The 26,735-nt window shown below is 34.2% G+C and carries 24 protein-coding genes and 2 pseudogenes; 6 read left to right on the top strand and 20 right to left on the bottom strand.

Annotated elements, in window-relative coordinates:
• Positions 1 to 297 precede the first annotated feature (297 nt).
• From UP17_RS25350 to UP17_RS25360, 3 genes are all read right to left on the bottom strand, one after another.
• Positions 298 to 612 carry a helix-turn-helix domain-containing protein gene (locus UP17_RS25350; protein WP_061466392.1) on the bottom strand — a complete coding sequence of 105 codons (315 nt, stop codon included), beginning with the start codon at positions 610 to 612 and terminating at the stop codon, positions 298 to 300.
• A gap of 92 nt (positions 613 to 704) precedes the next feature.
• A complete protein-coding gene (locus UP17_RS25355) occupies positions 705 to 1,490 on the bottom strand; it encodes a hypothetical protein (protein ID WP_061466393.1) in 786 nt (261 codons plus the stop codon).
• On the bottom strand, positions 1,480 to 2,184 hold the full coding sequence (locus UP17_RS25360; RefSeq protein WP_061466394.1) for a hypothetical protein: 705 nt from the start codon (positions 2,182 to 2,184) through the stop codon (positions 1,480 to 1,482). The genes UP17_RS25355 and UP17_RS25360 overlap by 11 nt, the downstream gene beginning before the upstream one ends.
• Before the next feature lie 126 nt (positions 2,185 to 2,310).
• On the opposite strand from UP17_RS25360, the gene UP17_RS25365 reads away from it, so the two are divergent.
• Genes UP17_RS25365 through UP17_RS25375 form a run of 3 tightly spaced genes read left to right on the top strand, consistent with a single transcriptional unit; the run spans position 2,311 to position 5,076 of the window.
• Positions 2,311 to 3,441, top strand: coding sequence for a DNA cytosine methyltransferase (locus UP17_RS25365; protein WP_155727557.1), 1,131 nt, complete (start codon positions 2,311 to 2,313; stop codon positions 3,439 to 3,441).
• An 18-nt stretch (positions 3,442 to 3,459) separates the two neighbouring features.
• On the top strand, positions 3,460 to 4,767 hold the full coding sequence (locus UP17_RS25370) for a DNA cytosine methyltransferase (protein ID WP_061466395.1): 1,308 nt from the start codon (positions 3,460 to 3,462) through the stop codon (positions 4,765 to 4,767).
• Positions 4,768 to 4,821: 54 nt separating this feature from the next.
• Positions 4,822 to 5,076, top strand: a complete 255-nt coding sequence (locus UP17_RS25375; protein WP_081109048.1) for an HAD hydrolase family protein — start codon at positions 4,822 to 4,824, stop codon at positions 5,074 to 5,076.
• 675 nt (positions 5,077 to 5,751) lie between these two features.
• On the opposite strand, the gene UP17_RS29095 is transcribed toward UP17_RS25375, so the two are convergent.
• From UP17_RS29095 to UP17_RS25395, 3 genes are all read right to left on the bottom strand, one after another.
• Complete coding sequence (locus UP17_RS29095; RefSeq protein ID WP_250211872.1) at positions 5,752 to 6,732, bottom strand: HNH endonuclease; 981 nt, start codon at positions 6,730 to 6,732, stop codon at positions 5,752 to 5,754.
• Positions 6,733 to 6,748: 16 nt separating this feature from the next.
• The gene (locus UP17_RS25390) at positions 6,749 to 6,970 is read right to left on the bottom strand and encodes a MazG-like family protein (RefSeq protein ID WP_061466398.1); all 222 of its coding nucleotides are present in this window, start codon (positions 6,968 to 6,970) and stop codon (positions 6,749 to 6,751) included.
• A gap of 61 nt (positions 6,971 to 7,031) precedes the next feature.
• Positions 7,032 to 7,946 carry an endonuclease NucS domain-containing protein gene (locus UP17_RS25395; RefSeq protein ID WP_061466399.1) on the bottom strand — a complete coding sequence of 305 codons (915 nt, stop codon included), beginning with the start codon at positions 7,944 to 7,946 and terminating at the stop codon, positions 7,032 to 7,034.
• Between the two features lie 177 nt (positions 7,947 to 8,123).
• Between UP17_RS25395 and UP17_RS25400 the strand changes: the two genes are divergently transcribed.
• Positions 8,124 to 8,453 (top strand): hypothetical protein, encoded by a 330-nt coding sequence (locus tag UP17_RS25400; protein WP_061466400.1) that lies wholly within the window; start codon positions 8,124 to 8,126, stop codon positions 8,451 to 8,453.
• Positions 8,454 to 9,278: 825 nt separating this feature from the next.
• Here the strand turns inward: UP17_RS25400 and UP17_RS25405 are convergent.
• From UP17_RS25405 to UP17_RS25435, 8 genes and pseudogenes are all read right to left on the bottom strand, one after another.
• Positions 9,279 to 10,613, bottom strand: a complete 1,335-nt coding sequence (locus UP17_RS25405; protein ID WP_061466401.1) for an RES domain-containing protein — start codon at positions 10,611 to 10,613, stop codon at positions 9,279 to 9,281.
• Between the two features lie 141 nt (positions 10,614 to 10,754).
• Positions 10,755 to 11,162 carry a hypothetical protein gene (locus tag UP17_RS25410; protein WP_061466402.1) on the bottom strand — a complete coding sequence of 136 codons (408 nt, stop codon included), beginning with the start codon at positions 11,160 to 11,162 and terminating at the stop codon, positions 10,755 to 10,757.
• A gap of 6 nt (positions 11,163 to 11,168) precedes the next feature.
• Complete coding sequence (locus tag UP17_RS25415) at positions 11,169 to 11,831, bottom strand: deaminase domain-containing protein (protein WP_061466403.1); 663 nt, start codon at positions 11,829 to 11,831, stop codon at positions 11,169 to 11,171.
• A 282-nt stretch (positions 11,832 to 12,113) separates the two neighbouring features.
• A complete protein-coding gene (locus UP17_RS29660) occupies positions 12,114 to 12,341 on the bottom strand; it encodes a YolD-like family protein (RefSeq protein WP_081109060.1) in 228 nt (75 codons plus the stop codon).
• 157 nt (positions 12,342 to 12,498) lie between these two features.
• A pseudogene (locus tag UP17_RS25420) lies at positions 12,499 to 12,879 on the bottom strand (tyrosine-type recombinase/integrase); the annotation flags it as partial.
• Between the two features lie 189 nt (positions 12,880 to 13,068).
• Entirely contained in the window at positions 13,069 to 14,304 is a 1,236-nt protein-coding gene (locus tag UP17_RS25425) for an IS110 family RNA-guided transposase (protein ID WP_061466405.1), read from the bottom strand.
• Positions 14,305 to 14,653: 349 nt separating this feature from the next.
• Positions 14,654 to 14,914 (bottom strand): hypothetical protein, encoded by a 261-nt coding sequence (locus tag UP17_RS25430; protein WP_061466406.1) that lies wholly within the window; start codon positions 14,912 to 14,914, stop codon positions 14,654 to 14,656.
• Positions 14,915 to 15,714: 800 nt separating this feature from the next.
• The gene (locus UP17_RS25435; protein WP_250211873.1) at positions 15,715 to 16,965 is read right to left on the bottom strand and encodes a helix-turn-helix domain-containing protein; all 1,251 of its coding nucleotides are present in this window, start codon (positions 16,963 to 16,965) and stop codon (positions 15,715 to 15,717) included.
• 359 nt (positions 16,966 to 17,324) lie between these two features.
• Between UP17_RS25435 and UP17_RS25440 the strand changes: the two genes are divergently transcribed.
• Positions 17,325 to 18,470 carry a tyrosine-type recombinase/integrase gene (locus tag UP17_RS25440; RefSeq protein WP_061466407.1) on the top strand — a complete coding sequence of 382 codons (1,146 nt, stop codon included), beginning with the start codon at positions 17,325 to 17,327 and terminating at the stop codon, positions 18,468 to 18,470.
• Between the two features lie 371 nt (positions 18,471 to 18,841).
• On the opposite strand, the gene UP17_RS25445 is transcribed toward UP17_RS25440, so the two are convergent.
• Complete coding sequence (locus tag UP17_RS25445; protein WP_434218706.1) at positions 18,842 to 19,231, bottom strand: type II toxin-antitoxin system death-on-curing family toxin; 390 nt, start codon at positions 19,229 to 19,231, stop codon at positions 18,842 to 18,844.
• Between the two features lie 7 nt (positions 19,232 to 19,238).
• Positions 19,239 to 19,484 carry an AbrB/MazE/SpoVT family DNA-binding domain-containing protein gene (locus UP17_RS25450; protein WP_048689328.1) on the bottom strand — a complete coding sequence of 82 codons (246 nt, stop codon included), beginning with the start codon at positions 19,482 to 19,484 and terminating at the stop codon, positions 19,239 to 19,241.
• A gap of 680 nt (positions 19,485 to 20,164) precedes the next feature.
• Here UP17_RS25450 and UP17_RS25455 point away from each other — a divergent pair.
• Positions 20,165 to 20,404 carry a hypothetical protein gene (locus UP17_RS25455; RefSeq protein ID WP_061466408.1) on the top strand — a complete coding sequence of 80 codons (240 nt, stop codon included), beginning with the start codon at positions 20,165 to 20,167 and terminating at the stop codon, positions 20,402 to 20,404.
• A 698-nt stretch (positions 20,405 to 21,102) separates the two neighbouring features.
• On the opposite strand, the pseudogene UP17_RS25460 reads toward UP17_RS25455, so the two are convergent.
• From UP17_RS25460 to UP17_RS25475, 4 genes and pseudogenes are all read right to left on the bottom strand, one after another.
• A pseudogene (locus UP17_RS25460) lies at positions 21,103 to 21,600 on the bottom strand (transposase); the annotation flags it as partial.
• Between the two features lie 1,197 nt (positions 21,601 to 22,797).
• Positions 22,798 to 24,327 carry an alkyl hydroperoxide reductase subunit F gene (ahpF, locus tag UP17_RS25465; protein WP_061466409.1) on the bottom strand — a complete coding sequence of 510 codons (1,530 nt, stop codon included), beginning with the start codon at positions 24,325 to 24,327 and terminating at the stop codon, positions 22,798 to 22,800.
• Between the two features lie 28 nt (positions 24,328 to 24,355).
• Positions 24,356 to 24,919, bottom strand: coding sequence for an alkyl hydroperoxide reductase subunit C (ahpC, locus tag UP17_RS25470; RefSeq protein WP_061466410.1), 564 nt, complete (start codon positions 24,917 to 24,919; stop codon positions 24,356 to 24,358).
• A 206-nt stretch (positions 24,920 to 25,125) separates the two neighbouring features.
• Complete coding sequence (locus UP17_RS25475; protein ID WP_081109050.1) at positions 25,126 to 26,619, bottom strand: amino acid permease; 1,494 nt, start codon at positions 26,617 to 26,619, stop codon at positions 25,126 to 25,128.
• Positions 26,620 to 26,735 lie beyond the last annotated feature (116 nt).

Genomic DNA, 26,735 nt, shown 5'->3' on the forward strand with positions numbered 1-26,735 from the left:
TCTAGAAAGGATTAGAGTTAAACCATGACAACTACAAGAATAATCCCCAATATTATACAGAATTAAAATTTTCAAGACTAAAATTAGAATAATATAGATTAATCTAGGGTCATTACCTCTTAAGTTTTTTTCATAAATTAGATAAAAATTGTAATGTTTACAAAATCGATGAAATCCGATCTCATGATATTTTATATAGGTTCTCTAAAAGTATTTAAAATCACCTGACTTCAGCAAAAATACTTTTAAAAATTTTTCTCGAAACTAAATTGTGAAGAAACCAAAAACAAGTATCTTTTAATTAAATATACTCTTTAGCAATTGTAATAACCTAAACTTCTTTGTATAATCTAACTTTTCAAATTGAAAAAGAAAATTATTCCACTCATCTAAAAAATTTTCTTCATTAATAGTAAAGTGGTCTATTCTAGGTTTCAAAATGAAATCAACAGGTATTTGATAGTACTCAGATAACTTAATTAAGATTTCAATACTGGGCTCTCTTCGATTTGTCTCAAAATGTGCATAGCTAGCTCTAGTAATCCCTAAATAATTAGCTATCTCTTCTTGTGTACGTTTTCCTCTTAATTTTTGTAAAACTTCCCCTATCATATCTCACTATCCTTATAAAAAAATTATAATGTATTGTCATGATATGTTTGACAATAATTAAAAATAAGCTTAAAATGATACAAAACGTATCATTAAATATTTATTTTAATTTTTTTTAATTTGTTTTTATATTTTTCGTTGTCTATAATACAAACGCAATTATTTTTCATTTTTAATTTACCATTCTTATTTAGTGAAGTATTACTGGTTTTCTTTCCACCTTCTTTACCAGTAGACAAAGCATTCCAGTCTGAGGAAGATAGTTCGGAATTAAATACTGCCATGATTTGTGGTAAATTTCCAAAATCGGAGTAATAATCGTAATAGATACCAAGTAAATTTGAAGAGTATGTATGATGTGCCCACCAATTTAAATCCTTTAAATAATCTATCCTTGGCATATAAATTTCGAATTCACTTTTACTTGGATCAACTTCAGCTATTTTCGTTCTATAGTTTTTTACAGGGTCGCCAATTGTACATTTAACCTCAATCCCTCCGTACTTAAACGGAGCGAAAGCTGATTTTAAAGGGAATTTTATTCCAGCGTCTTCTATAAAACATTTATCATTGAAATATTCTATTTCCTCTTCATCCCTCAAGAAGATAATGTCGGGTCTTCCATCAGGATGAGGATTATTTAGAAGATAACGGGACTTTTTTGCCAGAAAAACGGAAAAAATTTCACCAATTAGTCCACTTAAGTTCCTTTGACCTAATGCTTCAAACAAATCAAATTCTACATTCTTAAAAAGGTTTGTTAATGTTAAAATATATTCATTGGTTTCTTTTACAGCATTGATGATATCGTTTGAATCAATGGGAGGAAGATCTTTACCAATTTTAATTGTTTTATTTTTGATGATTTTATACCCCACTTTGATCATCTCCTTTTAACCCAAAAAACTCCAGATAACTTGGATTATCTATACAGATTCTAATTCCCTCGTACATTTTATTGCAGCCGGAGCGTCCAATAGTTGAGAATGAAGTCATCGTGCTGCCAGGTTTGGGTTTTTGAACCTTTCCCCAATCATCGGTATTTAATTCATCTGAATAACACAGCGCAACTATTTGAGGCATATCATTAATATAATCTGACAGTAGTCCTATTAAGTTATTAGTTTGCTGGTGATGGGCTTTCCAATCTAACTTCCGATTGATCTTTTTAATTCGTTGGTGTCCCATTAATAAGTATCCTTCTTTAGTACCAAAAGTATTTTTTATTTCTACACCACCGTACTTATATTTAATAAGTTCTTTAGCTGTAATAGTTTTATGATAATCTTCCATTTCTAATGTAGAAACTTGAATTAAATCTGGATATCCGTCTGGATTACGGTTTTTAATCAACTTGGCATTTACCTTTGAAAGTTCTGAAGCAAAAGTTTCGCCAATTACTCCACTAAAATTTCTAAAATCTAGAATCTCAAAAATATTTAAATCCATAAGTCTCGTTTGAGTAGTAATTTTTTCAAAAATTTTATTTGTATTTTCAACAGCCTCTAAAAGTTCCGACACTTTTATATCCATATTGGATAAAGTAATAGGTGTATTGTTTTGTATTTTCAAACTCATTTCCTCACCAAGCCTTAAATATATGTTAAAATAATGTTCGAACAGAAGTTCCATAGGTTATTAGATTCATTTTTTAATTGTAACACAAAGTCTACTCTATAAATTGATAGGTGAATAAAATTGAAAAAAATAAATATATTAGACTTATTTAGTGGGACGGGTGGCTTTTCACACGGCTTCACATCATTTTCGGAAAGATTTAAAGTTGTTGGGGCAGTCGAACTAGATAAAGATGCAGCAATTACAACGCGACTCAATCACAAAGATTGTTTAGTAATTAACAAAGATATTAGAGAGACTAAGCCCTCCCTCTTTAACGAATATTTAAAAAATGAGGTAGTAGATGTTATTATAGGTGGGCCGCCTTGCCAAGGATTCTCATCAATTAGACCATTTAGATCCTCTGAAGAAGAGGATCCACGAAATACGCTATTTGAACAATTTGCTCTCTATGTTAATTATTTCACTCCAAAAGTATTTGTTATGGAAAATGTTGTGGGTTTAGTATCACACAATAATGGTTTAACCTTAGAAATCATTGAGGATGTCTTTCATAACCTAGGATATGATTGTGAATGGAAAATTTTAAATGCAGCTAACTATGGGGTACCACAAAAAAGAGAAAGGTTTATTATGATTGGAGCCAAGAAAGGCACAAAGATACATTTTCCTTTCCCAACCCATTCATTTGATGGTAAAACCATTGGCATAAAAAATAAAAATAAAATGGTAATTGTGAGAGAGAACTTGCCATTAGCGTTAAATGCTATGGAGGCCATTGGTGATTTACCGGCATTAGCAAGTGGAAAATCTGCAACTTATTATGCTTCTGAACCTTTAAATGCTTATCAAAGAGAAAGAAGAGTTGGGAGTGATGGAACTTTAACTCTTCATAAGGCTACCAATCATCCACCCAAAATGCTGGAAATAATTAAACATGCTGGAGACAATATATCTTTTATACCCAAACATTTAATTACCAGTGGTTTTAGTAACTGTTACTCTAGAATTTCTGCTAATGAACCTGCACCTACTATTACAGTAAAATTTGTTAATCCAGCTTCGAGTAAATGTATCCATCCTTACCAAGATCGGGCTTTAACCCCTCGAGAAGGTGCACGGATCCAAAGCTTTGATGACAATTACTTATTTCATGGTTCAAGAGTTCAAGTCATTAAACAAATAGGAAATGCTGTACCTCCACTACTTGGAAAAGCCATTGCTAAAAGCGTTTTTGAAATACTAAATTAAACACAGGAGATTTTAATAATGAAGAAAAACGCAATATGTTTATTCTCTTCAGCTGGAATAGGAGAACTTGGTTTAAAGGCGAATAGTATTAACACTATCATAAGTAATGAAATTTTGGAAAATAGACATAGCCTATACCAAACTAATTATCCTGAAGCTAAAACATTCACTGAGGATATTTGGAAATGTAAAGATGAAATTGTAGAATACTACAAGAAAAATTTTAAAGAAGAACTTTTTTTAATATATGCTACTCCTCCATGCCAAGGGATGTCTTCAAATGGTGCCGGAAAGCTTTTAAGTGAATATAGAAAAGGAAATCGTCCTGAAATTGATGAACGCAACAGATTAATTATCCCTACTATGGATATTATAACTTCAATAAAGCCCGAGTGGATTATACTTGAAAATGTACCCAATATGCAAAACACCATAATTAACGATGAAAATGATCAATATATAAATATTATGGATTATATACGGTTGAGATTAGGTTCAGAATATACGGGAAGTTATCAAGTTATTAGTTGTTCAGATTATGGTGTGCCTCAAGTTAGAAAGAGGCTTCTAACAGTATTTACTAAAAATAAGCTTGGTACTGAATATTTCAACATTTATAAAGAATTCTTCTTAAATGACGAAAAGGTGCCTGGAATAACTCTTAGACAGGCTATTGGACACTTACCACCTTTAGATGCTAGACCAGGACATAACGCTCGTAAAGATTTTCATCCTTTACACTACGTTTCAGTAATGAATGAAGAAAAATACTTATGGGTTTCTAACACTAGAGAAGGGGACCAAGCTTATAACAACCAATGCATTAATCCAGATTGTTTAGAAGATGGTAATCCATTGCACAAAGATGTCATTAATAACGGCATAGCCCAATCTAATAAAGACACACCTATTTATTGCAAAACATGTGGTGAGTTACTTCCTCGGCCTTCTATAATAGATAAAAAAACAAACAAAAGACGACTAATTAAAGGTTTTCATTCAGCTTATAGAAGAATGGAATGGGACAAACCTGCTCCTACTTTAACAAAAAACTTTACATTCGAAGCATCTGATAAAAAAATTCACCCCGAACAAAATAGAGTATTATCTATTTATGAAGCTTTGATACTACAAACTATTAGCGATTATGAATATGTATTCGAAATAGGTGGAAAAGAGATAACAAAAAGTTTATTTTCTCAAATTATAGGCGAGAGTGTACCACCAAAAATAATAGACTTCATGGCTTCAAAGATCTTAGCAATTAACAATTGCAACTTCCAATCCAATATCTCGCAGCAGTTTGAATTGGAATTAAAATTTTAACTTGCTTAATTCAAAGGTATTCACTGGTAGTGGATACCTTTCTTTTCCTAATAAATTCACAGATGTAGTGCCAAAAGCGGATCAAAAGCAAAAGGTATTCAAAAAATAGTGGAAAAACTAGATTTTCCGACTAAACATCAATATACTTTTAGAGATGCGTTAAATGATTTTGAAATGCTTTCTACAATCGAAAATAGTGTCGCTATGGGAAATGCAGCAGAAAAGATAAAAGCAGTTGCAAAATTTGAATCAAAATCAGTTAAAGATAACGGAATTTCTCATGGTCTTAAAATGGTGCATCTGTTATAACCTCAAGAAAATCTTGTATATGCCATTTACATATTTTAAATTATAGGGTAGCGATTGCTATATAAGAGCAATCGCTACAGACTGGTGACAAAAAGGCATTTGAGAAGCTCTTATTTCCCAAATGCCTTTTTAATTTTGTATTTATTTATCAGAAACCCACATGTTATTTGAGTTGATTTACTCTATCACTCTTATTCATTTTGCTAGTTTCTGAACTTAATCAAGTCCAATTGGCTAATTCTGTAAGATTCATTGCAGCAAAAGTGGATTATATTGTTCTGAGAATGTGGGTGACAACCTCGAATGAATACAAACAGCTCACTACGGTCCTTTTTTGGTCCATTATGGTTTGTTATATAAAAATAGAATGTTTTTTATAACTTTTTTCATTGGATTAATATTTTCAGTGCTTGTTTATTTTATAGACATTCAATCTATTCAAATTAAAAATGAACAAAATTAATTTTTTATTGTCAGCCATATTACCAATATTTTTTCCTTTATTGCACTAATTATAACTGTTGCTTTATTCCATAAGCATCCTAAAATAAAGGCATTCAAAAAAAAGAAAAAGAAGAAAAAAAAGATAAAATTAGTCCATTCATCGGAATGGATTTTTTTATCTCTTTCTAAAAAAATTATACTATTCATTAATCTCATAGTAGGATAATATACTCATGGAGTGAAAATACCCCAGTCCTGTAAAAATTGAAACCGTTTCGTGTAAAGTGTTTGGATTAATTCTTTTTTATCTTCGTTTGTTCCGTGGTGTATTTTTCGATGACAATTCGGACAAAGACACACAACGTTACCATCAACGTCAACTGAATTTGGAAACTCATCCTGATACTTCATTGGTATTAAGTGATGGGCTTCCATATAAGGTGTATTAGTAGAATTTGATATAAATGTAAGATGCTCACTGTTAATTTCACATTTAAACTCTGCCTTTTTTAAGACTCTTTTAGCAACAACGGGGTCTCTAGTCCAAACTTTTTGCCCCCTTATTGTTTTTGGTTTCTTTTTTGACTTTGGTTCAGGGGTTATATCTACTTCAATATTACTAAAACCTTTTTCCTCGATTGCATCTTGATAGCTATTATCCTCTAGTTCTTCATCTGCAATAACATATTCATTTTTCAAATAATAAATTAAATCATCTATACTTTTAAATCCTTTAAGTTTTCTCTCAAGATTTTCTTTTTTAACCAAACCGAATCCAAACGGGTTGTTATTTACTCCATATTCAAAAAAAGAATTAAACTTCCGCTTATCAATATTAATCTTAGTTAGGTCTTTAATGAAAAATATATATTCCCAAGTTTCCCCATCCTTATTAGTGCCCCAAACTTCTTTTGCTAACAATTGATTAGGTTTAGGTTTTTTACAAAGTATTTTACCGTAATACAGGAACTCACCTCGAGAATAAGCTAATATGCTATCTCCTTCTTTGATATTATTCCAGTTACGTAAATTACTAGGACCAGGTTTTGCACCCCACATACGTACTTTTTTGTCTGAATTATTTAGTTTAAGTTTTTCTATTGTTACCGGATCTAATAAATTTAATGAGTCTTTGATTGGATACGGTTTTTGTATAGTTTTTTCAAAATTTTTATATGCAATAGGGTCACTTGCAGTAAGAAAATAAAGCATTCATTTTCTCTCCAGACTATAATTCATTGTATTTTTTGTTTGAACCAAACGATTTACTAATTGGATACTTAATCTCATTTTTTAATAATTTGTTTGAAATGATTTCATTGATGTCCACTTTAATTGAATCTGCAAATAAAATGGAGTAAATTAATATGTTCGCTAACTCATCTTCTTTGTTCACTGAGTTAATATTAAACTTTTGGTGGCACTGCTTACAGATTTTATGTGTTAACATCTATCTCCTCCCAAAAAAGAGACAATGTTAATAACAAACGGTATTTAAAAATTACTTAATATTAATTAACATCCAATTTCCACCCAAATGCTTTTACATAAATATTTTCCTTTTTGGCTGCAACCATCTCCTCTTCAAAATACGGGAGGATACCCGGACATACAATAAAACCTTTTACATTCAAGTAACCAAGTTCAGTACTGCATAATTTCATATAATGCTTTATTTGCTGTTTTGCTTCCCGTCCAATTTTATTCTTTTTAATTTCTACCACAATAACCTCATCATTTAAAGGATTGATCAAAAGCAAGTCTAATCTAGAATCATCAGAAAATATATATTGTTGTTTTAATAATTTCAGACCGTGACCTAATATTTCCGGATTGCTAGCTATATATTTCTCTATGTCTCTCTCAAGCACTTGAAAGACTTCTTCAGTTGATAATAGCTTATTGTTTAACCTTCCTTCCTTTTCATTTTCCTTTATTAAACCAAATAGTAGCTTAATATCATTAGAACTTAATTCCTTCCATGTTCTAAGAGCCGATGAAATTGCGGCTAAGGTTGTTTGATTAGGATTTAAATTTGCAGGTCTTGAAAGTTGTTTCAATAGCCGTTCATTTAATTCAAGAGGGACCTCTAAGACCTTAGAACGAATTGGGTTTCCAAAAACAATGGTTTCACTACTGTGTAACAGTTCCTTCTTTTTCTTAAGATGGTGGTTGTTATAGTTATCCATAATTAATGGGTCATCTATTACTTCCTTCACACGGCGTACCTCTTCAACAAAGTAGTAAGCAGTTATGTACCTTTTATCGTAAATAGTCTTATGAAAAAATAAGTATTCGCCTTTATTTAATGCTAAAAGCTTATCCCCATTTATTTTTAAATCACCATATGTAAACTCTTGAAACATCGGGTCTTCATGCCCATTATTTTTTTCTGGATCAATGTATCCTATTAAATAACTTGTCATTTTTTATCTTCCTTTAACTTATTTTATATTATATATCCCAAAAAACTTTTATGACCTTGTATCTATGTCTTAAAATTCATCAAACTATTCCTACAATATACCTAAACTAATTATACGAGAAAATTTTAACATAAATACAAAATAAATGTTATTATTAGGAGAATTTGAGGGAATTAGATGGCAGATTTTATTGATGAATCGTGGATAGCATTGAAAGGTCAGGGATATTATACAAAAGGACAATTATGGGACGAATACAAAAATCCAACTGGAGAGGTTTTAAAGAAACACGCAGTCAATAGTATCGATCATTTAGCACATTATGAAACTAGTCCAATGAGGATATTTCCATTGTACAATTATAATGAGAATCAACCTATATCATGGAGTAGAGATCTTCATAATGCAGATAATGTTGTTGCAGCCGCATGGAGAATGAACTATAATGCAAAAAACGAATACATTGATGATGAAGAAGAAGAAGAAGACTATCGGATAAAGAGGTAAACTCTCCTCTTATTAGAGATGGAAGATAGAGTCAAATTATTGGGCTGGAGATGGAAAGGTAAGAGTCGTAATAAGCTTTATGAATACCACTCTAATCAATTTAACTTTACTTTCAGATTCACATTCCTAGTAATGATATGGAAATTGAAAAATTAGGTCTGACAGAAGTGGATGACGAAGAGTTTGATCCTGGTAATCCAAATAATGTAGTTTACTATGATAAGAAAGAAGCATACGCATTTTTTAAGAAATTTTGAAATAACTTATCCTTGATTAAGATGCAAGAACGAGGGAAACAACTTTGTTCATGTTTTTTTATTCCAAAGGAAAAAATTAAAGATTTTTCATATAGACGTTCGGTTATCACTAGGCGTAATTCAAATGGGAGGCACTTACCTCTTGCAAAGGGGTGGTTCCCCCTTCCGTAGAGAAAGGAAAAGCGAACCACTATTGGCTCGCCAGTTGATCCTCGTATTCTTTTACAAGCTTATAGAATGTTGTCCGTTTCATGTCCGCTCTTTTCATCGTCTCAGTTGCAGTTATACCCTCTGCTTTCCATTCCGTATATAAGGTAATGAACCTTTCAGTTATTTCAGCCTAAGGTCTGCTGAACCTTGTACCATTCTGAATAGCAGCGTCGATACTCTCTCTCTGACGCTTTTTGTTCTCTTTCCTCTTCCGCTAACTGTGAGAGTGCATGTAATACCAAGGTAAGGTAACATTCTCGGAGTCAGGGTCCTCTGTAGTGTCAGTAAGGAGATGCCTGGACATGCTATCGACTTTATTATTTGTGAATTTTTATTTCATTTTATTATTTTTCTTTGTTCATATCGAAGGAACAAGATGTTTATTCAAAGAATATGTAATTTTAGGTTGATAAGTTGTAATACATTCAATACTTATATCAGTTTCTTGTTCATAATTTAATAAAGCAATGTTTTTATAATCCCCCTTTTTAACTCCATTATATTTAATGCCATGAAAGCCTATATGTCTACAACATTCGGCTATATAATTTGTTAGCAAATATTCTAATTTTAGCGCATTAGTACTACTAGGGCTTGTCGATAATATTCGTCCAAACTCACCATACATTTTACTAAAATCCAGGATTTTTAATTGTCTGTTTATTCTAACTGTTGCTATATCGAGTAGTTGATCCCCTTTATAGTTTAACTCATGTGGTATATATTTTTTATCGTCAGATAGATATAATACTGAAGAGCCTATTAAATTATATCTTCCATGTGACGACACACCAATTGGTGGACTCCACATTTGTGAACTATCAAACTTTTTAGAACCAATATTTCGTGTTCTCCCTCTATATAATTTTACATTTTCTAGCAGTTCATATTCCTCTTCTTTAAATATACACTCAAACAGTTTATACAACCTTTTTCCAACAGAGTGCTTAAAACCAAGCATTGTATTATTTCTTAAAAATGCAGAAAAATTAGACACCTCAACTTTTCTAAAATTAATCCCAAACCTTTCTGCGTACAAATTCATTTCTTCTATATCAGTAGAAAAATAATCATTTAAATCGTCAAAATCATAGATACGCTCATTATCTACTTTTATGCGTTCACCAAATCTAGTTTCACAATGATTGCATTTAAGATAAGGGTAGATGATTTCATGATATTCTACTGGGAACTCAAAAGTTAATAAAAAATCTGCAGGTTCTTTTCCTTTTACTTCACTAACTATGCCAGTTTCTTCTTTAAGAATCTGATTATATTCATTAAAATCTTTAATAATATGGCAATTCGAACAAAATCCAATATGCTTTGAGATATCTTCAGCTAAGATGTTACAGACTTCGATAAGAAAATTATTAAGGTCTTCTTCTTCAACTATGTAATCCTCATAAAATATTGGTTCTCTACACTTAGAACATTTAGGCATTTTTTCAGAGTTTCTCAGAAAACCTGTTCCATCATCTTCTATTGATAGTTTTTTTATATACTCATCAAACTCGTCTTCCTGTATATTTAATTCCATCCATTGGTCAAATAGTTCACCATTGAACTCTTTTGAAAATCTTTGTAAGTTAGCATCATAATTTATCAAGCTTTCTAGTGGAGGCTTAGCCAATTTTGCAAGACTCTTTTCGAAATTATTATTAAAGCAATGTAAACATACAAATGGTTTCATCCTGTCCCCCCTTGTTATTTTTTATTTCACCTTTATATTTTAATAGTACTTTTTCAAAAGTAAAACAATTTTAATAATTATTCATTGGTATGGTCAATTTTTACTTAACATTATTTTATACATATATGTGGCAAAGGAATATTAAGGTGTAGTATTATTGTTATTCTTGTTCGAGATATAATAATGAATCCTGTTGAGATTTTTTGCGATGGTCCTCCTCACTATAACCCTCAGCTTATCCATGTCAATTCCATTCTCTTTTGTATGTATTTTGAGTTTTTGTTCCCAGTAATTCAAATCTCTAATATCATCATTTTTAAGTGAAGTACGTTCCTTTATTTTTTCTAATAACTCAAGCACAGTAAATAATACTACTGTATAATCTTTTCTCATTCCATATAAAACTTCAACATTATACATTGTATAAGAAAGCCCTTCAATCACCTCACCTTCATATAAGTCAAAAGCATTTATTAAATAGTCGTTAAGAATATTAAGTATATAGTCCTCATCCAAATAATCAGCATCTTGATCTACATTCCACTCCATCAAAAATCACCTCTGTTTCCTGTATTTCTTATCAAAATAAAAATGTACATTACTACTCGGATATCTATCAACAAATTGTTCTGCTACATTTTTACAACTTGCACAAGGTTCGAGAGAAGTATAAATATCTACATGGATTTCTTGAAAATAAGTTACTGGTAACCCAATAGTATTAATATCAACAAAGCAATAATGATTAATTACATCCGAAAAATACTCTAAAATTTTATATTCTGAATCAGCTTTCCTGTAAAAAGCGCCAAGACCTCCTATTTCATTTTGAGAATTTACCTTTAAAGGTGTAAAAACAGATTTGTGCATTTTTGGTCTTAGAGCGAATGGACTATCCAAACTATGTATAACCTCTACCAATTCCGCTCTGGTGTCTATAATCATCGTTTCATCGAATACAGGTTCTGTGTTCGTACTATTAATACCGCTGCTAGAATAGACATACCTAATTGGTCTAATTATCTTACCTTTTCTGTTCTTTATTTTTAGCATGCCTACAGCAATATTCCCACCAAATAAAAGTGTATTTCTTGTAAAATTGATTATTGATACTTCCATATATAACTGGTTTACAAATGACTCGAAATTCACATACTTTTGCCGAAGTGCAAGCCCAGTTGGACTTCTAAAATAAAAATCGCTCCCTAAATTCCCCATATTTTTCTCCCTTACTAAATCTTCAGTTTCAATTTTTACTTGAACATTCCGAGAATGTTCAATACCTTCTTATGTCATACGAAGGACCAAACTATTACCTTTTTTCGTTTTTTAAAAATGCTGTAAGTGAACTTCCAAATCCCAATAATATCGTTACCTTTGTCCCATTTTTTCTTTAATAAGAATATATTCGTTTCAATTAAATAAATTCCTGCCTAAACTGTCCATAGTTTATAAAAAAATGCCGACCCATATAGAGCTGACTCGATTTAAAATGTGCCCTTAATTCAAAACATTAACTCCGACTACTCCATCGAATGCCACTCGTTCATATTCGCCAGGCTGAATCTCAATCCGCAACTCATGAGTTATCGGATCGACGTAATGAACACAGCCTGTAATGTCGTGAGTAAATCCTTCATCCCATACGGTTAGCTTTACCGCATGATTGTATTCTGTTGCGTATGCTATACGCAGGTCGAACTCTTCCGTCTGATTTTCGTCTAATATTGGCTTAGATGTCCGAGCTTGATCCTTTTAAACATCTCGCTGGTCATTTCGAATGCCAGCGGTATGAAAGAAGCCGACTGCCATTTCATTTTGCCACGGTCACGTATTGTCATTTTGAATCATCTCCTTCGTTATTATTTCACACGAACATTCATTCCTATTGTCGAGGACTGACGCGCTTTTTTACTTCTGCTTCCCTTCCAAGGTCTCTCAAGTCAATTCTGACTGTAGCATGATTTATTTCGTGCCCATCATAAGTTAGGAATAAATGCTCATCCTCAAAATCACCGGTAATTTCCATATACTCTTTCAATAATTCAATTGTAGGTTCTGTTATTGGTACTATTCGTGCTTTTCTAGTCTTTGTGTCCATTGCTTCAAGAAATATTTCACCCTTATCCAGTTTTACGTTCTCCCGTTTCATTGCACAAAGTTCAGAAATTCGAACAAGTGTATCTAAAAGCACATAAATGATTACTTTATTTCTGAAACCGGTGTATGTTGAATCGTCAATGACTTCCATCATCTTCATAACTTCTTGGGGTGTGAATGATTCTAAGGTATCTTAAGGTGTTTTGATCGGCTTGAAGTCTTCATGGATTGGCTCATTAATCCATTCTTTTGTATGAAAACACATTAGTAAAAAAGCCATGTTAAAATAAACCCTCCATATTCTTATTTTTTTTTTTTGAAGGGCGTAAATGTACTATGTCGTTACTTTAACTGATTATGCAGTTTGTTGTTTAGATGGAGCGATTGTATAGCCTTTCTTTTTTAGGTATTCGATCATTTTTAATTCTTTGTTATTTTTTTGTTTTTCTTCAAGGTAATTTGAGCCTAGTTCATGATAAGGTTCTCCTGTTTTTAAGATGTTGTAAGCAATCGTTAAAAGTAAATGAGCAGAAGCGATTCGTCCCTTCATTTTTCCCTGTCGTTTGGAAATCCTTTTTCGATGTGAAGCTATTCGATTATTTTGCCTTGATGTCGCTAATACACACTCTACGGCCATTGTTTTCAAAGCTTTGTTACCTTGTGTGGTTTTGCTCGTTTTTTTTTTACCAGCACTTTCGTAATTTCCGGGACTCACACCAGCCCAAGAGGCAAGATGTTTTGCCGACTTAAATACGGACATATCCACGCCCATCTCTGCAATAAAAGTAGCTGCGGCAGCTTTGTTCACACCAGGTATACCATCCAATAATTCTACTTCCTTACGATAAGGGGACAGAAGTTGATCAATTTGTTTTTCCAATTCTTCTATGGCTTTTTCTAAATAACCCATATGCTCCCAATGGTAACGCAACATATCACGATGATGGCGGCGAATACGACCATTAATTGCACTGGCAATGTCAGTAATACTTGCTTTTGTTCGCCAATCCACCATTTTTCGAAGACCATCAGTCTCTATTTTTTCACCGTTTAGAATCGCTTCAAGGATACGGCGTCCCGATACACCAAAAATGTCTGATAGAACGGATGTTAGCTTGATATTAGCATCTTGAAGAATTTTGTGAATGCGATTCTGCTCTGATGTGCGATGATGAATCAATTTTTTTCGATAACGAGTAAGATCTCGTAAATCACGAATATCCTCTGGTGGTACAAAATTGCTTTCAATAAGTCCACATCTTAGAAGCTTGGCAAGCCATTCGGCATCTTTTACATCAGTTTTACGCCCTGGAACATTTTTGACATGCCTGGCATTGGCAAGAACAAGGTGAAATGATCCTTCGAGTATATTCCATATTGGTTTCCAGTAGACTCCGGTACTTTCCATCACAACATCGGATACCTGAAGGGTAACTAGCCAATCACTTAAAGCCAAGAGTCCCGTTGTTGTAGTTGAAAACGTTTCAATAGAGGTTTTTGGCTTTTTATCTAATGGACCAAATAACACACAGGCTACTACTGTTTCTTGGTGTACATCTAGGCCAGCACACCGTTCAATCATTGCTTCCATAGGAGAATCACCTCAAAAAAAGATTAACAATACATATGACAGGAGATTTGTTACAAAAATTTTTGTATACGTACTAGCAGTACACTAAATGGTTCTTCAATCCTGTCACAACCAGTTTCTTATACAGGGTATCTTCCTTAAGATCCACCAAAAAAGGTTCAGCCTGGTTGTATTGTTATCATCCATTATTGTCAATGGGTTAATGAGTTAGACTCTATATTGAGTTTGCGTTTTCGTAGTAGATGGTGGCGGCGAGGAGCGCCGCCATAGGAGTTTCTTATGACAGTATCTAATGAACGCTCTCATATTACGAATACGAATATTAACTGTCATAGGAGAAAGTTCTTTGTCATAAAGCATAGCCTATATATCCTTGAAAATCTTCCGTTGTGACGTTCTCATTCGTCATTTCTTCACCAAGAAACTCCTTGAGATAGGCATAGTTATTGTAGTACTCATCAAGAGTTCTAGAGGCTAATCCCTCTGTTTTCTTAGCAGTCATAAATTTATCAAACATCTCATCCAATGTTAAGATGTTTGAATCAGCCTTGGATTTCTTTTTGCTACCTTCTCTAATCTTACCTAATTTAGGCTTAACCTTTGTTTGCATAAAAATAACCTCCAATAAATAATTATTTGGAGGTTGAAGGAAACGTTCTCTACAGTCTCGGCAACAGTCCCTCTACAGTCTTGCCAATAAATGGGAGTGAGACTGTGAAGGAATAAGTAAAAACAATAATCAAGTTAAAATTGCTAGAACCCTTGATAGACTTGAATAGTTGGCGGGACTGCGTGGGAATCGAACCCACCAGACCTGGCACGCAGGTCTCAAGCAGTTTTGAAGACTGTGGAGGACACCAATTGTCAAATCAGCTTCATTTTTAGTAATATCAAGGGGTCTCGGCAGTCAGTCTCTTGATAAGTGATTTAGGCCATTTGCCCTCAACCTCTACAGTCTCAATGTGGCAATATCCCCCCCCTAGAAGAAGGTGCTAAATTTTAGTATGATTTTCAATGAAAACACCCATTAGCTTAATAAGAACACTATACTGCTTTTTATGTCACTAATCGACAACAGCTACCCCGACGACTTTATCGAATGCCACCCTTTTAAATTCCCCGGTTTATCTTCACGCGTAGCTGCTTCGTTAATGGATCGACGTAATGCGCCTTACCCGTTATTACCTGATGCTGAGATTTGCTTTACAGCGGAATTAACTTTTGTTTTATGGATAATGGTTCATTTGTTTTAATATAGAAGCTTTTAGAAACACACCATTTTACGAGATATCCTATCCTATTGTATATCTCGTAAATCTACATCTCGGACTTTGAGTTATTACAAAAAACCTAAGTTCGATAATATATAGTTATTTGAATGAAGCCAATAACTCCTTTCCTCAATCAAAATCACTTTAGTAGTGATGATAATTTTTGCTCGACCCACTTACTCATACTGATTCCTTCTTTTTCAGCTAACTCTGTCATACTTTCTAATAGATCAATAGGTAATTCCAAACTAGTTTTTCGATAGGAACTCCGAAAAATCAGATGACCCTCTTCATTGTAGATGTCTCCTTTTATTAAAAATGGCAAGATATCAGCTGCAAAGAAACCCTTTGTCGTTAATGGCCTTTCCCCTGCCCGAATGAAGAGTACTATCGTTTTATCTTGTTCCCTCAATCGTATGTTTTCCATTCCCCATGTTTCATATAAATAGTCCACGAATGGATAAAATACAACGGTATCCTTCGGAATTTCTAGCTCTACATAGCCTTTATACTCCAAAGTGGATTGGTGAATAGGATAGACCGGCATTAACTGATACTCCCTTACCCCTTCTTCAAATGGTAACCATTTTTGAATATTGGGTAAGTAAAAACCCCATTCATTGTCCTTATTCCGTATAACACGTGCTTCAGGAACCTTGCTTGAATGAAATTTCTGAAATAAGACAATATCGTGACTAGGATAATAATACTCAAATCGTTTTGGGCGTTGAGATTCAGATGGTTTCAGTAATCCGGCGGCTTCCTCATATGCTGTTTCAGATATGACATAGATCGTCCTCTCATCACCATAAGGGAAGGCCTCAGCTTTTATTGAACCATCTTGTATATACTTATAAACACTTTGTACAGATAATCCCAATTTCTTTGCAACCTCATTAGGGCTCATACCAGTAGGGAAAGATTGCTTTTCATATACTAATCGGTCCACTTCCGCTTTTTCATATCGTGCCTCTTTATGCAGTCGATGGGGGTCCTGAATCTTCATGATTTTCTTCTGCTTTCCATAATGGTAGACCGTTGCCTTGGATACTCCGAGTAAATCAGCGACTTCTTTTTGTGTATACCATTCCACTTTATCCCCCTCCCATCCTTCTTGAAGATCCGTTCCTGCTATGGGAACATCCCGTTGGTTCCTATTCGTCAATTCCTCATGATACAAGACTGCTTCCGCCTGGCCAAATTTTACACGATATTGGAGACGTGGGTGTTTGATCACTTCCAAAATCACGCCTTCTTTTTTTTCAAATTGTTTAAAGTAGTAAAAACTCTCTGGATCTTCTTCTTCCGTACATGTTTGGAGAACATAAACCGATTCCCCCATTTCATAGGATGCAGTCCGTATGTTTTTTTCATGGTTTAGTTTATTCATAATTTGTCTATTCACCCTTTATTATTTTATTGCTATATGTATATATATATCAGGATTAACTATTCATTCATATATCTATTATAATACATAGTATTGACTTAAATAAGTATAATTCTAAATTCCTCTTATATAATCATTATATATTCAATATTTGAATTCTATAATATTATTATAATTTTTGAATCTAATTATAGACTAATTATACTTGACCTAAATAAAGATAGGATTTATTTAGGTCTTTCATAATTAATTAAATCTTGGAATTTGTTATAATGTAATAAAGAATTTATTACAAGGGTTCTAATTAATATAGACTTGATCTAATAGATAGGTACATTACGAAAGTGAGGGCTATAGGTATGCATGAACTGATAGAAAAAACAAAAGAGCTTCAGATCCGTGCATGGAAAAAAAGTCTTTCAGACATTTCTATCCACACCTTACAAGAACGAGTAGATACGGCAGAAAAGGATGGGCATCATTCTTTTTCAGACTTTAGCGATATAGACATGCTGCAGTGGTTTCTTCAACGGCGAGAGCATTTAAACCAACAACATGAAAAGTCTACCCGCACCGTCCAAGCCTATGAGCGAGAGCTTCTTCAATTTATTGAACAATTACTCACTTATTCAGTGGATATCTATGTAGACTTGGAAAAAGTTGTAGAGGGTTCCCTCTTTAAATCGCTATCTACCCGGCACATTCGAAGATATCAGGAATGGTTATCGGAAAAAAGTCCCTATGTCTTAACAAAAGGAGGTTATTCCGTTGCCACCTTATCCAGAAAGACAACCATCATTAAGAGTTTTTTGACATTCCTGTTCGAATCAGGTTATATCAGTGAACCGATTCATGAAGGCTTCTTTAAGATCAATATTCGTAAGGATGATCGGCCGAACCGTGACTTGGGGCCAAAGGAAGTCATTCAGCTACTTGATTACTTCAGGGAAATCAACCACCCCATCGTTTTTTCGATCATTCATATCCTCACGATGACAGGCATGCGTAATGAAGAGTTTACAAGACTCCGAGTCAAGGATCTTCAATACGATTCCATTACCAGCACGTACTTTTTAGAGGTCCTTGGTAAAGGAAATAAAAGAAGGCAAATCCCATTGAAAGAAAAAGGAATGAATAGTATTCGCATGTTCCGTTCAGCTAGGGGCGTCGACGATCTAGATGCAGCAGAAGGAGACGACCCGCTCTTTACGACCAATACTGGCCGTGCCTACTCTCCCTCTTATTTGTCTCAATACATTACAAAAGCCATTAAAGAGAGTGGATTGCCTTTTTTGAAGTTTCGTTCCTCTTCCATTGGTCCTCATACCTTTAGGCATGCTTTTGCCATCATTTCTCACTTAAATGGAGTGGATGTCTATCAGATTATGAAGAGTCTGGGCCATGAGCAGCTATCCACTACAGAAATTTATTTGGAGAAGGTTTTTGAAAAAGAACGCCATGCGATTCATTTGTGGAAACCAGAAGTGTTTGGAGAGTATATATAATAGAAGAAACTCGTCATAATTTGAGAAGTTTTTGCTGAATTTTTGGACTCTAATTAACTTAAAAGATCCATACTGGTTTAAAGATTGAAGATATGAAAAATGGTCAAGATTTAATAAAAGATATTTCCATACATAGATCTAATTCATGTATGTTTACTTAGCTTCTTCTTTTATAAATAAAAAGATTAAAAGAGGGAGAACAATTCATCTGGATGACTTGTTCTCCCTCTTTTTTAGAATAATCCCGATTGTATTCCAGAGCCTAGCATGAATTTGCTGCATATCTTCATCTCTATATTTTTAAATTGTTATAAAACCGACCTTCGGTAAAGACCCAATAAGCTTAAATGCTCAATGAATCTCGAACCCCTTTATAAAGCCTTTATGTTCTCTTGGATGATTCTTGCGATAGCTTTAAAATCATACTTATGGTTGACGACATCTACAACAAAATCCTGTTCTTCTTCTATTCCCATAAGCCATTGATAATGATTGATTTTCAGAAACATAATAAGTGAAGCAAGAGCTGTCCTCTTGTTAGCGTTGTGGAACGCATGATTTTTTGAAATGGATTCGAATAAGGCTGCAGCCTTTTCATGAATAGATGGGTAAGCATCATTCTCGAAAACAGTTTGTCTGGGTCTGTTCACTGCAGAATCAAGGAGACCGGTATCTTTCACACCGATTTGTTCACTAGGAGAATAAATTTTTATTTGAATGGCATTGATAGCAATAATCTGATTAGTGGAAAGATAGATAATATCCAACTTATCTATCCACCAATCCCTTGAATGCTTCGTCATGTTCTTTAATAACATCTGATAACATTTCCATAAATTCTGCATCTACACCTTTAGGTAATTTCACATTTTTATTTTTCCTTAATATGATTTCTTCACCCTTGAATTCAACCTCTAATTCGTCTCCAAAAGCTAAATTTGCAGTTTTCAACATTTCAACTGGAAACGTAATTCCCAAGCTATTTCCGACTTTAGTTAATTTCCTAATGGCCATTATTCATTCCTCCTTCAAAAAAAGTTATAATTGTTATTACTATTATAACATTAGTCATTATTGTTTATACTACTTTATCTTAAATGTTGTTATTTTTAGCCTGCGATCATTCGAACATCCATTTTTTTACTCATTTCTTATTTTTTAATCTTATTCTATAAAAACCGTTCATAAAAGTGTACTTTTACGAACGGGTGTAACAATGCAATACCGCCCATTCGGAAATTTATTAGCTTTAAATGGCGCTCAACCATTTTTATTAAATACAACATCTTCCTTTTTTAGATATTATCAAAATAATAGATCTACTGATTTTGTCAATTTTAGTCTCTTCAGCCTATCAGCCTGGGATCACTTTATCATACCAAGGGTTTTTGCTCGTATTTCCAAATGAAATCCTTGACAATGTAAGCGCTTTCTTTTATGATGATAATAGGTTGGATGGCATGCGTGGCCGTCATAGTATCTGGCGTAGGTGGGGCCATACCCGGAACAGTACATAGTAGAAATCCCCTATTTTATGCAACAACTATCTTCTTCCGAATAGGGAACAGGATTCATCAATCATGTTATTTAAACTCTGTATTCGGTCAAATTCAGGGTTTCCCTAGCTTGAAAGCTCCCCTTAAGATCCCTTCAAATATGTATGCTAGTTTTATTGTAGAACGAGGAGGTACTTTATGGAGAACAAAAAAAGTTCCCTTTACGATGAATTACCGTTAGAATTATTGGCAGGATTTTATTATGAAATAAATAAGAACATTGAAAAAGGGATCTTGTCTGGTGCTATGTATCATGAAATTAGATTAATGGAACGAACAGCGTTAAAAAGGGGTATCTCACTTGAATACCTACATGACAAGTCTGCTTGTATAATTGAAGCCGAGAAACTACTAAGAGAAACAACCCTGCAACCCTAAGAAGTCCAATGATATTTTTTAGTCTACCCTAGGGGAGGCCAATACCTGGAACAGTATATAGAATAAATCCCCTTTTTATTAACCCTCTTGGCTACCAAAGGGTTGTTTTGGTGCTAACCTACAGCTTTTTACTTACGTGGAAACAAGAAGATTAGAACAAGTAGAAATGACCCTGTACCAGCTTCTTTACTGCCGATACAAGGGCACTGGCAATAGTTGCTTTTTGATTTAACCGTTAGGTTATCACTACTATGAAATATGTATGTTCGCTCTTCTTATTGAACTCCCTCAGTTTGATACAAATATCTCTCGAATGCTCACTTATTCGCAGGATTTCATAACCCTTGTAATTGGATTTCCGGGTAATTGAAATGAGAACAGATCATTTTGGCTTCGTGAAGGCATAGTTAAATAAAGGAGCCAGCTACCACTCCATATTTTACCATATAATGCACATCTCCACGCCGCCCCTGGAGGCTATCCCTCCCATGTCTTAACGGGTCAATTGCCCTCTCATTCCTTCGTATGCCTATCCAAGGGGTTGGAGGCCAGTTATGCTAACCTTATGGGTCACAGTGCCCTTTTGTTCAAGAAACCTGGTACTCCGTACATATTTGAAATCCTACGAATAAGACAACATTCAAAATAAAGTTAACTATTTTAAAATGATACATTCTATATAACTAATGTTTTTATTTCTATGCTGCTAAAGGGATTGATACTTGGACTTTATTTGGACAATAAGACTCGTTTCGTCGTGCTATTCCTACAAAAATCCTTGCTAGTTTTCCTATCAGTTTCATGATTGACTTCATTTTCTTTATCTTCTTTACCTTTACATTATGGGAATGGACGGCTTTAAACTCAGGGTTATTCATCACAAGGCTCATAGTTGCTAAGTAAAGGAATCGTCGTAGTCTTGACCTTCCACGCTTTGAAATGACAATCTGACCTTTCCATTTGCCTGAACTTGCTTCAGCTAGATGTAATCCCGCATGCCGTAATAGAGAGTTTCCGTGAGAGAAACCACTTAGATCTCCTGATTCACCCAGTATCCCGGCTAATGAAATTTCACTTATTCCTTTAATCATAAGTAGTTTTTTTGCAAATGGTATTTTGTAGAGAACTTCTTTAACTTGTTGTTCAACTCTTTCGAGTTGTTTTACAGCGAGGTCATATTCCTCTAATAATTGTTTACTCTTTACCACCTTCGGCAGTAAGGACTTTGTTTTGTTTCGCAAACTCATCCAATGATACCTAGCCTTATATGAAGTTCGTGTTCCTCAGACCGGAGGTTTGCCGCTTGCTTCCTTAAGATTCCACGTCACCGTGGACACCCTTGCATTAAGCTAACCACTACTACTGCCTTCATGATTCGGGACTTTCACCCTATAGATTGCACCCATGCCGGGCGCACAAAAAAAGGTTGCCTCAGCAACCCTCCCTAATTAAGTAAGTACCGGTTGGTTAGTTGTAGAAGAAAAACTAACATTTGATATTGACTTATTTGAAGCCTTTATCTGAACAAGTTCAAACAACAGGCAGCTACTTTACATAATTAAAATTTCTAGGAATCAGCAAAAAACCCACCTCATGGTGACGTGGGTTTAGAATATAAGGTTATCTTTTTACTTTTGTGGCACCTTCATACACAGAATTAACTATTATATCGTGATTTCTCCTGAATCAGGTCCTAAGTAATTCTTTAGAAGAAGTATTCCAAACTTAAACTCAAAAGAAAATACAATGTGGCTGACAATACAAAAGCGAGGACTGTACCTTCACCAGCACGTGCTAGATATAGTTTAACGCTACTTGATTGATATTTAGCAAACTTTAGCTTCTGCACATATTCTAAAACAATAAAAATCGAGGCGACTGTAATAAAAATAGCGAGAATGCTACTCATTACTGTGAGCAAACTTTTAGTAGGATGAAATTTGAATTAAATCTGAAAACCTTAAAACGGCTGCCCCGGCAAGTCCTTATCATGCTATTACTCGGCTTAACGATCGTTAACTTTGATTGGATTAAAATAGAATGAGGTGGGTTAACCCTACCTCTGCCTTTAGGCAAGAATTTATGACCTTCTGTATTTTAAATCAAATAGGTAAATGTAAGCCAAAATGAATTTAATTTCGCTGTAGAGCGTTTCTCAGCATCACATTATTTAAAAAAGTAGTGTTTTTGTCTGGTAAAAGGTATATTTTCACTTTCAGTTAGGTTTGCGATTAGCTTTTATTTATAACCTGACGCTACCCCGAAGAGAAACAAAGTCGCTATACTACCTGCCGATAGTATAGCGACTTTTGGAAATTGAAAGATATTGAATTGTTTATACTGCGAGTTAACGAAGAAGTTAGCAGGGTAAAACAATTTATCATTTCAGTTTATTAATTTCGGATTAGGTAATCAAATGCGCCAAGAGATGCGTTTGCTCCTGATCCCATTGAAATAATGATTTGTTTGTATGGGTTATTTGTACAGTCGCCTGCAGCAAATACGCCAGGTACGTTTGTAGAACCGTGCTTATCTGTAACGATTTCACCAAATGGAGTGCGTTCAACGGTGTCGCCTAGCCAATCTGTATTTGGTACAAGACCGATTTGAACGAATACACCTTGTAATTCGATGTGATGAACTTCTCCAGTTTCACGATCGATGTAAGAAATACCTTCTACTTGGTCAGTTCCAGTAATTTCTTTTGTTTGAACGTTCCTTAATACAGTTACGTTAGGTAAACTGTAAAGACGTTTTTGTAATACATCATCAGCTTTTAGTTCTGGCATGAACTCAAGAACAGTTACGTGTTTTACGATACCTGCTAAGTCAATTGCTGCTTCAATACCAGAGTTACCACCGCCGATAACTGCTACGTCTTTTCCTTCGAATAAAGGACCATCACAGTGTGGGCAGTATGCTACACCTTTATTTTTGAATTCATCTTCACCTGGTACACCAACATTACGCCAACGAGCACCTGTTGCAACGATTACACTCTTACTCTTTAGAACCGCACCGTTTTCAAGCTCTACTTCGATTAAGTCTTTCTTTTCTAAACGCTTCGCACGTTGTAAGTTCATTACGTCGATGTCGTAATCTTTTGCGTGTTCTTCAAGGCTTGCTACAAGCTTAGGACCTTCAGTGTGTTTTACACTGATGAAGTTCTCGATACCCATTGTATCCATTACTTGGCCACCAAAGCGCTCAGCAACAATACCTGTGCGAATACCCTTACGTGCTGCGTAAATTGCCGCACTTGCACCAGCTGGACCGCCACCAACAACAAGAACATCGTATGGATCTTTATCCATGAATTCTGATGCATCTGGACTGCTACCCAGTTTCGCAAGGATTTCTTCAAGTGTAATACGACCACTTCCGAATGATTCACCATTTAAGTAAACAGTTGGTACTGCCATGATGCCTTTGTTTTCTACTTCTTCTTTGAATGAAGCGCCATCAATCATCGTATGTGTAATATCAAGGTTAAGAACGCTCATTAAATTCAGTGCTTGCACAACATCTGGACAGTTATGACAGCTTAGGCTGATATAAGATTCAAAGCGATATTCACCTTGAATGCTTTTAATTTGATCAATTACTTTTTCCTCAACTTTTGGAGCTCTTCCACTAACTTGTAGTAAAGCTAATACTAGTGAATTAAATTCGTGTCCTAGGGGGATACCTGCAAATGTTACTCCAGTATCTTCACCGACACGATTTACACTAAAGCTTGGAGTTCTTTCTAATTCTGTTTTTTCTACTTTGATTTTTGATGACATAGTTGCTAATTCATCTACTAGACCTAGCATGTCTTTAGATGTGTCATCAGATCCTGCACTAACTTTAAGTAGTATATCGCCTTCAATCAGTTGAAGATATTGGGCTAATTGTGCTTTGATATCTGCATCTAGTACCATTTTCATTTTACTCCTTAAATTTTACTTCTTAGATTTTACCTACAAGGTCAAGGCTTGGCTTAAGTGTTGCAGCACCTTCTTGCCATTTAGCTGGGCAAACCTCGCCTGGGTTGTTTCGAACATATTGTGATGCCTTAATTTTGTTAACAAGGATGCTTGCATCGCGACCGATATCGTCTGCATTAATTTCAACAGATTGGATAACACCGTCTGGATCGATAATAAATGTACCACGAGCAGCAAGACCTTCTGATTCAATTAACACGTTGAAGTTACTAGAGATTGTACGTGTAGGATCACCGATCATAATGTATTCAATTTTACCGATAGTTTCTGAGCTATCATGCCATGCTTTATGTGTAAAATGAGTATCTGTTGAAACAGAATATACTTCAACTCCTAAATCTTTTAGAGTTGCGTATTGATTTTGTAAATCTTCAAGCTCAGTTGGGCATACGAATGTGAAGTCTGCTGGATAAAAGCAAATGACACTCCACTTACCTTTTAGGTTTTCTTCTGTAACCTCGATAAAATCACCATTATGGTAAGCTGTTGCATTGAACGGTTTTACTTCTGTTCCAATTAGTAACATAATTAAATTCCTCCTAAGTTTGAATTTTTCGAATTATTAATGGCTTACTTAGTACATATAGTAAATTCTTAATTAACTACAATATTTATAGTTAGATATTAATTTTTATTTAATAGTTTTGTTTCATATAGGTAAATACACAACTTTATCAAAAGAAGACTAAAATCTTTGCAGTTTATTATAGCCATAAGCTCTCTTAAACACTTTTAAGAGAAATCACATTTCTTAAGATCGACAATTTTAGTTTTATATTTTATTTTATAACCAAACCAAATACATACAAATAAAATGACACTAATATATGTCGTGAATAAGTCAGCCCATGAAATCTCCATTTTCATAATGCTCTCATATTCTTGCCCCACTATAATAATTATGCATAATATAATTGAAACAATAGGAGCGAAGGGAAACCACTTAGCTTTATAAGGGAGATTACTAATATGTCCTCCTTGTACTATATAAGCTTTGCGAAATCGATAATGACTTAATGCAATACCTATCCAGGCTAGAAAGCCAGAAAGACCAGAAGAGTTTAATAACCACATAAATACTTTTCCTTCACCAAAAAAGGAAGAAAGAAAAGCAAGCATACCTACTAAGGAGGTAACAAGTAAAGCATTGATTGGTACACCATTTTTATTTAATTTCATGAGTGATTTTGGAGCTTTTCCCTCTTTGGCTAAAGACCATAACATTCGAGTAGATGCATACATCCCAGAATTGGCAGCTGATAGAATAGATGTTAATATCACAGCATTCATTACTGACGCAGCAAATACAAGACCAGATTTCTCAAAGACTATTGTAAAAGGACTCATTGAGACATTTTCAATATTGACATTCATTAAATAAGGGTGTGTATATGGAATGAGCAACCCAATTACAAAAATAGAACAAATATAGAAAAGTAAAATTCTCCAAAAGACTTGCTTGATGGCTTTAGGTATATTTTTTTTAGGATCCTTACTCTCTCCAGCTGCAACTCCAATTAACTCTGTTCCTTGAAAAGAAAATCCTGCAATCATAAAAACCGATAGGATACTAAAACCATTAGATGGAAAGGGAGCTTCATCTATGGTGAAATTTTTAAAACCAATAAATTCTCCACCTATAATTCCAATTATGGTAAGTAGTCCTATTAATAAAAAAACTATAATTATTATTACTTTAATTAGCGAGAACCAGAACTCAGCTTCTCCAAATGACTGTGTAGAAAAGTAATTAAGTAATAATATTATGGTTAAGAAAATAGCACTCCATACAATTCCCGGAACAGATGGGAACCAAAATTTCATTATAATAGCAGAAGCAGACAACTCGACTGCTATTGTAATAGCCCACGTAAACCAATAATTCCAACCAAGAGCGAATCCAAGAGCTGGATCTACGAATCTAGAAGCATATGTACTAAATGATCCTGAATCGGGTAAGAATGTGGCCATCTCACCCAAGCTCATCATAAGTAAATAAACCATTATTCCAATTAAAGTAAAGGAAATTAAGGCTCCACCGGGTCCTGCCATTTGAATAGACGTACCACTAGAAATAAACAAACCTGTTCCGATTGATCCACCAATAGCAATCATAGTAAGATGTCTTGTTTCTAATGTTTTTTTTAATGTGTTTGTGGGATGTTCATTGGTTTTATGGATTGCATTGTCTGCACTCGAAGTTACAGTTGCTCTTTCAGAACTCATAATTTCCCCCGTATAGAGATAACATAAACCTTTAGAGATTAGATAAAAATAATATGAATCTCTTTAAAAAATTATTAAAACAGTCTAAATCAATACAGAACAAATCTGTATATATT

The organism is Peribacillus simplex (genome assembly GCF_001578185.1).
GTDB lineage: Bacteria > Bacillota > Bacilli > Bacillales > DSM-1321 > Peribacillus > Peribacillus simplex_A.